8 protein-coding genes and 2 pseudogenes are annotated in these 12,890 nt (G+C 71.7%); 1 reads left to right on the top strand and 9 read right to left on the bottom strand.

What is annotated here, in order from left to right:
* From IE98_RS0109395 to IE98_RS0109380, 4 genes are all read right to left on the bottom strand, one after another.
* A partial coding sequence (locus tag IE98_RS0109395) for a sugar ABC transporter ATP-binding protein (RefSeq protein ID WP_234443468.1) occupies positions 1–1,116 on the bottom strand: 1,116 nt, incomplete at its 3' end.
* Positions 1,117–1,300: 184 nt separating this feature from the next.
* Positions 1,301–2,347: a substrate-binding domain-containing protein gene (locus tag IE98_RS0109390; protein WP_030267220.1), complete on the bottom strand. Its 1,047-nt coding sequence runs from the start codon at positions 2,345–2,347 to the stop codon at positions 1,301–1,303.
* A gap of 1,057 nt (positions 2,348–3,404) precedes the next feature.
* The gene (locus tag IE98_RS0109385; protein ID WP_324605756.1) at positions 3,405–4,229 is read right to left on the bottom strand and encodes a DeoR/GlpR family DNA-binding transcription regulator; all 825 of its coding nucleotides are present in this window, start codon (positions 4,227–4,229) and stop codon (positions 3,405–3,407) included.
* 153 nt (positions 4,230–4,382) lie between these two features.
* Positions 4,383–5,369, bottom strand: a complete 987-nt coding sequence (locus IE98_RS0109380; RefSeq protein ID WP_159400865.1) for a substrate-binding domain-containing protein — start codon at positions 5,367–5,369, stop codon at positions 4,383–4,385.
* A gap of 658 nt (positions 5,370–6,027) precedes the next feature.
* Here IE98_RS0109380 and IE98_RS0109375 point away from each other — a divergent pair.
* Entirely contained in the window at positions 6,028–6,756 is a 729-nt protein-coding gene (locus IE98_RS0109375; RefSeq protein WP_078660876.1) for a DivIVA domain-containing protein, read from the top strand.
* A 921-nt stretch (positions 6,757–7,677) separates the two neighbouring features.
* On the opposite strand, the gene IE98_RS0109370 is transcribed toward IE98_RS0109375, so the two are convergent.
* From IE98_RS0109370 to IE98_RS0109355, 5 genes and pseudogenes are all read right to left on the bottom strand, one after another.
* Positions 7,678–8,292 (bottom strand): hypothetical protein, encoded by a 615-nt coding sequence (locus IE98_RS0109370; RefSeq protein ID WP_052390321.1) that lies wholly within the window; start codon positions 8,290–8,292, stop codon positions 7,678–7,680.
* A gap of 87 nt (positions 8,293–8,379) precedes the next feature.
* Positions 8,380–10,020: a phosphoglucomutase (alpha-D-glucose-1,6-bisphosphate-dependent) gene (gene pgm / locus IE98_RS0109365; protein ID WP_030267208.1), complete on the bottom strand. Its 1,641-nt coding sequence runs from the start codon at positions 10,018–10,020 to the stop codon at positions 8,380–8,382.
* Positions 10,021–10,117: 97 nt separating this feature from the next.
* Positions 10,118–10,411: a hypothetical protein gene (locus tag IE98_RS0109360; protein ID WP_030267206.1), complete on the bottom strand. Its 294-nt coding sequence runs from the start codon at positions 10,409–10,411 to the stop codon at positions 10,118–10,120.
* A 184-nt stretch (positions 10,412–10,595) separates the two neighbouring features.
* Positions 10,596–11,018, bottom strand: a pseudogene (locus tag IE98_RS50690) (NPCBM/NEW2 domain-containing protein); the annotation flags it as partial.
* 33 nt (positions 11,019–11,051) lie between these two features.
* Positions 11,052–12,749, bottom strand: a pseudogene (locus tag IE98_RS0109355) (NPCBM/NEW2 domain-containing protein); the annotation flags it as partial.
* Positions 12,750–12,890 lie beyond the last annotated feature (141 nt).

Below are 12,890 nucleotides of genomic sequence, written 5' to 3'. Positions count from 1 at the left end.
GGTGGAGGTGTTGTCGCGGATCGAGCGGTGCAGGAACAGGGCCTGGGCCTTGCGTTCCTCGGGGGCGAGGCCGAGGCCCGCGCGGATCACGGCGCCGGGTTTGCCGGAGGGCAGCAGGTTGCCGTCGAGGGTGACGGTGCCGGCGCGGACGGGGCGGTCGCCGGCGAGGGCGAGGGCGAGTTCGGAGCGTCCGGCGCCGATGAGGCCGGCGAGGCCGACGACCTCGCCGGCGTGGATCTGCAGGTCGATGCCGGTGACGTCGTCGGTGGTGAGGCCGCGGACGTCGAGGACGAGGCGGTCGGTGGCGACGTGGGTGCGGGAGAACATGGTGGTGAGGTCGCGGCCGACCATGAGGCGCACGAGTTCGCCCTCGCTGGTGGTGGCGGCGTTCTGGATGCCGGCGAGCGCGCCGTCGCGCAGGACGGCGATGCGGTCGGCGAGTTGGAAGATCTCCTGCATGCGGTGGGAGACGTAGACGACGGCGACGCCCTGGTCGCGCAGCCGGCGGATGAGGGCGAAGAGGGCGTCGACCTCGTGCTCGGAGAGCGAGGAGGTGGGCTCGTCGAAGGCGATGACCTTGGCCTCGCCGGTCAGGGCGCGCAGGATCTCGACGAGCTGGCGTTGGGCGGGGGTGAGCTGGGAGCCGAGGAGGTCGGGGTCGAGGACCTTGTCGAAGCCGAGGCGGTGCAGGTCTGCGGTGATGCGGCGGCACAGTTCGGCGCGGTCCAGGCGGCGGCCGACGCCGCGGGGCAGGGAGCCGGCGTAGACGTTCTCGGCGACGGAGACGTGCGGGATGATCTCGGGTTCCTGCGGGATGATCCGGATCCCGGCGCGGCGGGCGTCGATCGGCGAGGAGAGCTGGACGGGCCTGCCGTCGATGACGACGTGGCCCTCGGTGGGCTGGTGGTCGCCGGTGAGGATCTTGAGCAGGGTGGACTTGCCTGCACCGTTCTCGCCCATGAGGGCGGTGACCTGGCCGGCGGGGAAGTCCAGGGTGACACCGTCGAGAGCCTGCACCGCGCCGAACCGCTTGGAGACGTTCTGCACGCCGGCACTGCGGGAGGACTGGGCGGTGGGCGGCCGGGGTTCGGGATTCGTGTCGGGGGCTCTGCTCAAGGTGGTCACCTTCGATCCGTGCGGGAGGGTGGGAGGAGTCGTCGCGCGGGTTGTCGGGGTTGCGGGGTGCGGTTCCGCGCGGGGTGAAGGAGGGGTACGCCGCCCAGGCCCTGGGGGGCCACCCGTCGGGCCTGGGCGGCGGTGGCCGGACCGCCGGGGAACGGTCCGGCCGGTTCGGGGGGTGTCAGCTGCAGGAGACGCCGGCGGACTTCCAGGTGGTCGGGTCGACCATGGTGGTCGGCGCGAAGGCCTCCTTCGGGAAGTCCTTGCTGTTCTTGAGCTTGTCGTACATGGTCTGGACGGCGAGGGCGCCGACGTCCTTGCCGTTGATGAAGAGAGCGGCCTTCATGCCGGACGCCTTGCTCCCGCTCCAGTCCTTGCAGGCGAGGTAGGCGCCGAGGCCGACGCCTATCACGTTGTCGGCGCTGATGCCGGCGTTCTCCATGGCCGTGACGCCGCCCTGGACGTTCTCGTCGTTGCAGCCCCAGACGACCCAGTGCTTGACGCCCGCGTTGGCGGTGACCGTGGCGGCGATCTTGTCCTGGGCACCGGTGGGGGTGTTGTCGGTCGCCACGTCGATGTTCTGGACCTGGGCGCCCGCGCCCGTGGCGAACGCATCCTTGGCGGCCTTCACGCGGTCGCCGCAGACGGTGACGTCCTGCTTCCACGCGGAGATGATCCGGGTGTCCGCCGGACTCCAGCCGGCCTTCTTGAACTCCTCGGCGGCACGCTTGCCGACCTCGGCGCCCATCTGCTGCCCGGAGAAGCCGATCCTCGCGACCAGGCTGTCCTTGTTACAGGCGGACGGGTCGGGGCCGGTCGCGCAGATCTGGTCGTCCGAGGTCAGCAGCGCGACCTTCGCGTCCTTCGCGGTCTGCACGACCTGCGGGCCGACGGCCGGGTCCGGCACCACGATGATGATGCCGTTGGTCTTCTGCGCGATGGCCGACTGGACCTCGCTGACCGTCTTGTTGGCGTCGTTGCCGAGGTTCACGACCTTGAGGTCGATGCCCAGTTCGGCGGCCTTCGCCTTCGCGCCGGCCGCCTCGCCGACGAAGTACTCCTGGTCGCCCTGCTTCTGCAGGTAGGTGATCGAGATCTTCCCGCTCACCGGCGCCGCCGGAGCGGCGTCGGACTTCACCGACTCCTGACCGGTGGAACAGGCGGTGGTCAGACCGAGGGTGAGCAGCAGGCCCGCCGCGGCGGCGGCACGGCTGGTGGTGCGGAACATGGGGAGCTCCTTCGAGCGTGCGCCGACGGCGGCGCAGGGTACGAGTGCGGGGGAGATGAGCAGCAGCATCGGATTCGATGGCTGACCGAGGTGGGGACTGGGGCCTTCTTCGGGGCCGACCGCAAGTTCGCGATCGTTAAACCCCCAAGAACCAACATGTTCAAACGGTATGCAACATATGACACCTCCGTTACGCGGCAGCGTCAAGGGGACAGGAGGGTCGATACCACCTTGTAACCATCCGGCGGAAGGCGCGCCGGTACGGCCGGGCGCACCGGAGATTTGTTCAGTCAAATACCCGATCAGCTGCCGATGTTGACTGACAGTCACATCACTGGCGCAACTCTCGGCAGGCACGACGGGTCGGTGCCGCGGCCCCCGGCGGACCGTCGGACTCCGATCGGGGGCACGAGGAGAACGCGCGGCAGGACAACACGCGGGCGGAGCATTCACACGGGTGGGCACTGCCCGCGAGGCATGCACCCGCACCGGCTTCTGCCGGCCTCACGACCCGGCTACCGCTCCTTGCGCCTGCAGGCCCAAGGCGTCTGCACGTGCTCGCAGGACGTCCGAGGGCGCCGGTGCCAGCCGCGTGACGCGCACCCCCAGGCCCTCGTCCCGCTCCCGGCGGCACGCGGCAGGGGGTAGCGGCCCGCGAGGGAGAGTCCGGTCAGGAGGCGGAGGCGGAGCCGTCCGCGGCGGCGGCCTTCTTCGGCCGCAGGGGCGGGGGTGCGCCGATTCGCGCCGGAGGGAATTGAGGGCACTGCTGGACCCCATTCGGTCGGAGGCCGGTTGGAAGCCCGTACGGATCCCCCATGAGACCCAACCCGGAGCAGCCCGTCAAGGAATTCCGGATTCCCGTTTCAATGCTCGGGTTCTGCCGGTTTTCCGGCCGCGAGGCCCCCGGTGGGGCCGGCCGGGTGAAATCGGCCGGACGCCGAACCCGCACGGTATCCGTCACCCCGGGAAATGGGAGCGTTCACACCTGCCCAATGCCCCGTGCGCAGTCCGGGACCAGCTGCTCACGGCGCTGCGGTCGCGGAGGGCGGGCACGGGGTCAGCGGCCGTTCCCCCGCTGCTCCTCACCGACACCCACGACGATGAGCTGCCCGACCCGCTCGCCCAGGACGGACCGCGCCTCGACCGACAGACCCGCATCGGTGACAAAGAATCCGATCTGTCCCAGTTCTGCGAATGTACTGAGGCCCACCGTTCCCCACTTCGTGTGGTCGGCGGCCACGACCACCTGCCGGGTCCGGGAAATGAATACCCGGTTTGTCTGCGCCTCCGCCAGATTGGGGCTCGTCAGGCCTTCCCTCTCACTCACCCCGTGGGTGCCGAGAATGAGCACATCCATATGAAGGGATTCAATGGTGCGGTCCGCAATGGGACCGACGAGCGCTTCCGACCGCGTGGCTGCCCCGCCCGTCAGGAGCACGGTGGGCGCCTGGGCATTCGGGACGGAATTCCTGAAGAGCTGCTCGATCGGCAGCGAATTGGTGACCAGTGTCAGATCCGGGATGTTCAGCAGGCGCTTGGCCACCGCATGCGTCGTCGTGCCGGCCCCGAGTCCGACCACACTGCCGGGCTTCACCAGGGCTGCCGCCGCATCCGCGATGGACGCCTTGGCCGCGGACTCCAGCCCGGACTTGACGTCGAAGCCGGGCTCCTCGCCGCTCCCCACCGTGGCCACGGCGCCGCCGTGGACCTTCTCCAGCATCCCTCGCCGTTCGAGGGCGTCGAGGTCACGTCTGACGGTCATGTCGGACACCCCGAGACTGGCCACCAGGTCCGAGACACGCACCGCGCCGTCGCGGCGCACCGCTTCGAGGATCAGAGCACGCCGCTGTTTCGCCAGCAGTCCTTGATCTGCCACGGCCACCCCAGACTCTTCGTGATACATCCGATCGACGGCTCCGAATATAGCGCAGCCGATCTTCGGTATCGCCGGCCGGTACGCGGCCGGAGGGCTGTATGCCCATTCTGGTCGAAGAGTCATCCGAAACGACCGGGTGTGCAGGCGTCGGTCCCAAAATCAGGTGCACGTGATTCCCGCCGTCCGCCACGTCGCCGGATCCGCCATGACAGTGGGGGCGAGTGCCTCCGCCGGGAAAGGCTTGCTGTCCCTGAGCCTTTCGTACATGGTCTGCACCGCGAGGGCGCCCACGTCCCGGCCTTTGATGGCCAGAGCGGCCCTCATGGCGAAGGGCGCCCCGCTCTCCCAGCCCTTGCAGGCGAGGTAGGCACCAAGCCCCACCCCGATCACGTTGGGCTCCGCGACGCCGGCCGCCCGCAGTGCGGCGAGGGCGCCCTGGACGTTCTCGTCGTTGCACCCCCACACCACCCAGTGCCTGGGCGAGCCCGCTTCCGCCGCCGTTGCGGAGGCCACCACCTTGCGGGCACCCTCGGGAGTGTTGTCCGTCGCGATGTCCAGGGTGCGGACCTGACCCGCCTCCTGCAGGAAAGCCAGCTTCGCCGCATCCATCCGCTCGCGGCAGACACTGAGGTCCGTCCGGCCCGCGGCGACGATACGGGTCTGCTCGGGCTGCCATCCCGCCTTCAGGTACTCCTCAGCAGCACGCCGGCCGACCGCCTCTCCCATCGCGGCCCCGCTGAACCCGACGCGGGGCACCAGCTTCTGGTGCGCGCAGACACTGGGGTCGGGGAGGTCGGCGCACATCTGGTCGTCGGAGGCCAGCAGTTCGACCCGGGACTTGTGCGCGATCTCCACCAGCTGCGGCCCGAGGACGGGATCCGGCACCGTGACGATGAGACCACTCACCCCACGGGCCGCCGCCGCCCGCGCGGCATCGAGCGTCCTTCCCGCGTCCGTGCCGACGTCCACGACCTCCAGGTCGACGCCCAACTCCGACGCGCGCGCCCGCGCACCGGCCGCCTCGTCCTGGAAGTACTGCTGGTCACCCTGCTTCTGGAGGTAGGCGATCGAGATCCTGCCGGACCTGGGGCCCGCCTGGGGGCTCCCGCCGGTACAGGATCCGAGGGTCACGATCGCGACGAGCACAGCAACGGCACATGACGCCCTGGGGGACATACGGAACATAGGGACCTCGGATGGATGGTGCGCTGGGCTCCGCGGTGAGCGGCGGACCGGCGGCGGAGAACGGGGCGGGGGCACGAATGTCCCATCGGACCAGGGATGCACCATCGCAGAATCAAACGCATTCCACCGAATTGCCACACGATGCGGGGGTCCATCTATCGCAGCCGTCCGCGCGACGCGTCAAGGACCCGCCCGCATTCCGCCACAGTCGCCCGCACCGCACACCGCGGCCACCGGACCGTCGGCGCCCGTCCGCCACGGCACCCTCACGACCACCGCAGTGGCGGCGACCTGGCCGGATGCCGGCGGGCGGCAGTCCGACCCACCGAAGCCCTGCCGACCGGAGCGGCACGGCCGGAGTTCCCCAAAAGCGCGGAAACGGGGCAGTTGCCATCAGAACGGTTGACCAGCGGGCGGGTGGCGCGTTCCCTGGGGCGCACCGGATCGGCGGCCACGCCTCGCAATCCCCGCACTCCAGCCCGTCCGCCCGCGAACATGGTGCGCACACGGAGCGATTCAGTGTGGGCCGCCACCCCGGCAGTCCACGCGCAGCGCTCGCGCCGCTCGATCCGTCCGTCCGCCGGACCCGCCCGTTGCACCCGCCCCGAAGAGGTGACCCGTGCCACTCACCCTCGAAAACCTCCGGACCAAGGAGTTCACAGCCGTGCGCTTGCGGCACGGCTACCACCCACAGGAGGTCGACGACTTCCTCGACGAGGTGGAGCAGGAGTTCTGCGCCATGCTGCGCACCATCGACGATCTCCGCCGACGGCTGACCGCTGCCGTCCTCGGTACCGAGTCGGCGGCCGGGCCGTCCGGGGACACAGCGCCCGACGGCGACCGGGGCGACATCGCGTCAAAGTCGGCCGCGGCCCAACGGGTCCTGGAGCTCGCGCAGCGCGTGGCCGACGAGGAGGTCGCGGCGGCCCGCCGCGAGGCGGCCTCCGTGCTCGACCGCGCCCGCCGACAGGCCCGGGACGTCGAAGCCTCTGCCCAGTCCGCCGCACTGACGCTCCGGCGCCGGGCCTCCGAGGAGCGGCGCACTGTGCTCGACGCGCTGCACTCCTCGAAGACCGTCCTGGAGGCGGACATCGCGCGGCTTCGCGCGGCGGAGCGGACCTGCCGGGAACAGCTCAGGACCTACCTGGTGCAGCAGTTGCGCCGGGTGGACGAGCCGGACGCGGGCGCCGGACGCGAAACCGCCGGCCCGGTGCCCGTGCAGCGGACGGACCGCGGCGCAGCACCCGAGCCGGCTCCACCGCGAACCGCGCCGCCCGACGGATTGCGGCCGACCGCGGCGGCGGACACCCTGCACCGGGTCCTCGACCAGATCGCCCCCCGGTCATGAAGTCTTCCCGCACCCGGAAGCGCCACGCGCGACGGCCCCGACGGCCGACCTTCCTGGGCCGACGGGCCAGGCATCGCAGGGGCCGGCCCGCCGTGTGGCTGTGGGTGGCGCTCATCGTCGGCGCCGCGGCCGCTCTCGCGGCGCCCTGGTGCGTACAGTCCTCATCCGGCCTGACCGGGGACCAGCCGAGTCCCCCACCGCCCGGCGGGTCGCTCGAACGTCCTGCGGCACCCGACAGCGCCCCGACCGTCCCGGCGGCCTCGGCGAACCTGTCCCCGGCCTCGCCCGTGTCGGACTCCGGTACTCCGGCGACCGGGCCATCGCGGCTGCCGTCCGTCCCCGCGAGGCCAGCGGCTGTCGGACCGTCACCGCTCCCGAGTCCCGGGGCACGGAGCAGCAGCTCGACGCCGACCGCCGTCGCACCGAGGTCGGCCGCCGCACATGTCCCGGCGCAGGCCGCTTCCTCGAACGACGCGCCACCCCGCGGGTCTCCGACGCCGTCGGCACCGGCCACCGACGCCCCGCGACCGACGGTCCGGCCCGGGTCGACACCGGCCACGGCGCTCCCACTTCCGTCGCCGCCGCCGTCGGTCTCACGGCCGGTCCCGCCCTCGCCGGTGCCAGGTGTGGCACCTCCCACGACGAGCGCCCTCCCGGCCACCGCTCCCGCCGTTCCCACCGCTCCCAGCGCTGCCGCCCCTGCTCCGGGCACCGGCCACCGTACGAACCGCGAGCCCTCGGCCGCGCCGTCGGACCGCGGCAGCGGAGCCGTCGCCCCCCGGCCGACGCCGTCACCGTCGACGTCGGTATCCGCACCACCGACCGCCGCTCCCGTCATCACACTCACCGCGCCACCGTCCGCCGAAATGTCGCGCTCCCCGTCGTGACGCCCGCACGGCCCCAGGAGGCCGGGGCGCCGGGTCATCGGGCAACACGCACCACGACGAGCTCCCCCACCGCGCTCTCCAGGGCGGCACGGGCCGCGGCGGGCAGCGCGTCGTCGGTGACGAAGCAGTCGATCTCCTGGGCGGCGGCGACGTCGGCCGGGCCGAGCACGCCCCAGGCCGTGCGGTCCGCGACGACGGCCGTCCGCCGGGCGGAGGCGATGAACGCACGGTCGGTCCGGGCCTCCGCGGGCCCGACCGCGGTCACGCCTTCGCTCGCCGTTACGCCGTGCGCGCCGAGGATCACCAGATCGACGTGGAGCGAGCGGATCGTCTCCTCGGCCAACACCCCGACCAGCGCACCGGAGGGGGTCGGCGTCCCGCCGGTCAGGAACACGGCCGGGGCCGCCCGCCGCTCCCGGGCGGCCTCCCGCAGCAGGCCTGCCGCAGGAAGGGAGTTCGTCACCACGGTCAGCCCGGGCACTGCCAGCAGGCAGCGCGCGACGACGGCCGCCTGGTCCGACGCGCCCAGCGCGACGGTGCGTCCGGGCCCTACGAGTTCCGCCGCCGCGGCGGCCATCGCCGCTCGGGTGTCCGGTCGGTGCGGTCGGAGGGCTCCGGCGCCGAGGTCCACGGCGCGCTCAGTGGCCACCGGGCCGGTACCTCCGTGCGATTCCTGCCGGCCCGGCGCCGCGGGCGGTGCGCCGCTCCCACCGGCTCCGGAGCGTGCCGGATGTGGTCACGTCGCCGCCAACGCCTCGTCGAGAACGGCCTGCGCCTCGGTCTGAACCTGTGCCACGTGGGCCTGGCCGAGGAAGCTTTCGGCGTGGATCGTGCAGACGTCCTCGGTGCCGGACGGGCTGACCACGAACCAGGCGTTCTCGGTGCACACCTTGAGCCCGCCGATCGGGGCGCCGTTGCCCGGGGCCCTGGCCAGCACCGCGGTCACCTTCTCCCCGGCCACCCGGTCGGCTTTCACCCGCGTCGGCGAGAGATTGGCCAGCGCGGTCCTGCGCATCCGGTCCGCCGGGGCGTCCACCCGGGTGCAGGCGGGCATGCCGAACCGCTTGGTGAGCACGGTGTAGAGCTCGGAGGGGCTGCGTCCGGTCACCGCGGTGATCTCGGAGGCGAGCAGGGCGAGCAGGATGCCGTCCTTGTCGGTCGTCCACACCGAGCCGTCCCTGCGCAGGAAGGACGCCCCGGCAGAGCCCTCTCCCCCGAACGCCATCGCACCGGAATGGAGGCCGCCGACGAACCAGGTGAAGCCGCGCGGGACCTCGATCACGCCGCGGCCCAGGTCCGCCGCCACCCGGTCGATCATCGAGGAGGAGACGAGAGTCTTCCCCACAGCGGCCGTTGACGGCCAGCCGGTGCGGTTGCGGTAAAGGTAGGCGACCGCGACCGCCAGGTAGTGGTCGGGATCCATCAGGCCCCCGTCGGGGGTGACGATGCCGTGGCGGTCGGCAGCCGCATCGTTGCCGGTGGCGACGCCGAACTCGTGCTTGCGGTCGATCAGAGAGGCCATCGCGTACGGCGAGGAGCAGTCCGTCCGGATCTGCCCGTCCCGGTCGAGGGCCATGAAGCCCCAGGTGGGGTCGGTGACCGGGTTGACGACGGTCAGGTCCAGCCGGTGGACCTCCGCGATCCTGTGCCAGTAGGCGACCGATGCCCCACCGAGGGGGTCGGCGCCGATCCGCAGACCGCTGCCCCGGACGGCGTCGAGGTCGGTGACGGCCGGCAGGTCGTCCACGTAGCTGCCGAGGTAGTCGTAGCGTTCGGTGGCCTTCTGGGCGCGGGTGTACGAGAAGCGGCGCACTCCGGCGCGGCCGACGGAGATCAGCGCGTTGGCGCAGTCCTGGAGCCAGGCGGCGGTACGGGATCCGGCCGGGCCGCCGTGCGGCAGGTTGTACCTGAACCCGCCGTCACGGGGCGGGTGCAGAGATGGCGTCAGCACGATGCCGTCGGCGTACGGCCCCGCCGGGTGGGCCCGGTTGTGGCGGAGGATCGCATGCGACACGGCGGGGGTCGGGGTTGCGCAGCCGACGCGGTCCAGTAAGACGCTGACGCCGTTCGCGGCGAGAACCTCGATCGCGGTCACCCTGGCGGGCTCGGACAGCGCGTGGGTGTCGGCCCCGAGGAAGAGCGGGCCGGTGATGCCGTGGGCCGCCCGGTAGTTGCAGACGGCCTGGGTCATGGCCGCCACATGGTCCTCGTTGAACGAGAGGTCGAGTGCGGACCCACGGTGCCCGGACTGGCCGAACGCCACCCGCTGGGCCGCCTTCCGCTGGTCCGGACGCAGCGTGTAGTACGCGGTGACCAGGGCGGCAACGTCGATCAGTTCACCGGGCAGCACGGGCTGCCCCGCTCTGGAGTGCTTCATCGTGGTGTCCTCGGTGGGAGCAACGGGTTTCGGTCGTCCCGGGGCACACCGGCACGGGGCGCGTGCGCCCCGGCCCGCCGGTCCTGCCGGGAGTCGGTCAGCCCGGGGTCCGGGCGCCGGAACTCCGCCAGGCCTCGACGACCGGCGGAGTTGCCGGGTGGAGCGCCGCATCCCGCCGGTGCCGCACCGCCGCCTCGGTCGAGGAGCGGTGCAGTGCCGCACGGACGGCCTGGCCCTCGGTCGCGGCCCGCTCCACGAACGTGTGCGCGCCCTGCCCGCCGCCCGGGTGTCGGGTGTTCAGGGTGACCAGCCACATCCGATCGGCCGCGGTGACGGTGCGCGGTGTGCCCGGGCTCGGGGTGCCGCCGGTGGGAGAGGACGCGTATGCCATGGATGCTCCGCCTGGTGCGTGGTCCGCGGCCGACGTGACGGAGAATATCCAACAGAAATCAACATGGTCAAACCACGGCCCGACGCGGACCCGCCGGCGGGTCCGGAGTGACGGTTCGGGTCGCCGGGCATGCCGAAGCCGGTCCTGCGGCCGTGGGGCTGCAGGACCGGCCGAGGGCGCGGGGTCACGAACAGGTCAGCTGGGGCGCCGCCCAGTCCGCGTGGTCGTAGGCGTTGCCGCCGTCTGCGGGCCCGACCTGCAGGGTCAGCTCGTAGGCGCCGGTGAGCGGGGCGTTGAGGTGCACGGCTGCGCCGCTGCCGGTGACCGTTCCACTGTCGGCGACCTTGACGCCGTCAGCGAGGATCTGGAAGTCCACCGAGCCGTTGTTGCCGACCTCGTCGTCCACGCCTGCGTCGGTACTCAGCGCGGTGCACCTGCCGCCGAGGTAGTAGGTGACGGTCGAGGTGGCATGGGTGCCGAGGCCCTTGGCGTACGTGGCGCCGCCGATGGTGAGGGTCCGTCCGTCGCCGGGCGCGGTCTCGCCATTGCTGCGGTTCGGCTCGACCGGGCCCCAGCCGTTGAGCGCGGAGGTCCACGTCAGGTCGCTCAGGGCGTGCGTGCCGGCCGAAGGCACGCTGCCGCACCCGACACGAGCCGCGGCCCAGTCGGCGTGGTCGTAGTTCTTGCCGTCGCCGCCGTCGGTGACCACCAGCCGGAGGTCGTTGCCGCCGGTGAGGTCGGCGGTCAGGCGCAGGGCGGGGTCGGTGCCGCGGCGGATTCCGCTGTCCGCGACCAGGGTGCTGTCGCGGTATACCTGGAAGTCCACCGCCCCGCTGTTCCCGACCTCGTCGTCGACTCCAACGTCGACGGTGAGGCTCGTGCAGGTGCCGCCGAGGTGGTAGCGGATGTCGGAGGGGGCATGCACGCCGAGGCCCTTGGCGTAGGTGGCGCCGCCGATGGTGAGGGTCCGTCCGTCACCCGGTGCGGTCTCGCCGTTGCTGTGGTTGCGCTCGACCGGGCCCCAGCCGCCGACGGCGGAGGTCCAGGCCAGGTCGCCGAGCTGGTACAGGCCGGTGGTCAGTGCGGTCGGCGCGCTCGGGGTGACCCGGAACATCACCGTGCCGTGCGAGGGGACCAAGGCACTGATCGCCCCGGTCGTGGTGGTGGTCTGCTTGGACCAGAGGTCCTTCAGGGTGTACGAGGCGGCGCCGCCGATGCCGGCGGCCGCGGCGGTGGTGGAGATCGTCCCGGCGGTGGCGGTCTCGTTGGTCAGGGTGACGGCGCGGGAGCCGTCGGCGAGCGGCCTGCTCATCACCACCAGGCCGTTGTCGTCGGCGAGCACGGTGCCCTGGCGCCCCAGCGGGTCCTGGTCGACGGCGATGACGTCGGTGTTGGTGAGGATGGCCAGGGTGGCCGGCGTGGCGGTGCGCAGGTCGGTGCCGATCAGCAGGGGAGCGGCCATCTGCGCCCAGAGGCTGAAGTGGGTGCGGTACTCGGTGTCGGTCATGCCGCCGTTCCCGACCTCCAGCATGTCCGGGTCGTTCCAGCTGCCGGGGGCCGCGTACGCGGCGAGGGACTGGTTGGCGTGCGCGATGGTGATCATGCTCGACCAGGAGTCGGAGATGTCGCCGGTGGTGCGCCAGGAGTTGCCGACCTCCTGGGCCCAGGTCCAGGGCTGGCTGCTGCCCCACTCGCAGATGCTGTAGAGGATGGGGCGGCCGGTGGCCCTGAGCGCGTCACCCATCGCCTTGTAGCGCTGCTGGGCGTCGACGCCCTGGTTGTTGCAGTTGTCGTACTTCAGGTAGTCCACTCCCCAGGACGCCCACAGGTTGGCGTCCTGCTGCTCGTGGCCGAGGCCGCCGGGGAATCCGCTCCCGTCACAGGTCTTGGTGCCGGCACTGGAGTAGAGCCCGAACTTCAGGCCCTTGGAGTGGACGTAGTCGGCGACCGCCTTGATGCCGTCGGGGAAGCGCACCGGGTCGGCGACGAGGTTGCCGCCCGCGTCGCGGTTCGGCAGCGCCCAGCAGTCGTCGAGGTTGACGTAGGTGTAACCGGCGGCCTTCAGCCCCTGGGAGACGAAGATGTCCGCGATGCCCTTCACCATCGCCTCGTCGAACTCGGCCCGGCAGTGGGTGGAGTTCCAGTTGTTGAAACCCATCTGCGGGGTGACGGCCTGTGAGTTCTGGAGCGCGGCGGCAGGGGCGGCGGCGGCCAGTCCCAGGCCGACAAGGGCGGCCGTACTCAGTGCACCGCCGCCACACAGGACGGCCAGGGTGGTGGCAAAGCCGGCGATCCTGTGACGACTCTTCTGTCGTTTCCTGCGGAGGATCGGAGTCATGGGGGCCTCCCGGAACGTGATCAGCACACAAAGGCACTGAATCCAACGGAACCAACCAGTGGAGAGCCTCGGGCCGGCCGTCCCGCTTGTCAAGACAACCGGCAACGGTTCGTCACTGCTTCTCGACTCCCCTCTTCCTGC

Source organism: Streptomyces sp. NRRL B-24484, from assembly GCF_000717715.1.
Taxonomy (GTDB): domain Bacteria; phylum Actinomycetota; class Actinomycetes; order Streptomycetales; family Streptomycetaceae; genus Kitasatospora.
This window is presented reverse-complemented; position numbering and strand designations above follow the sequence as displayed.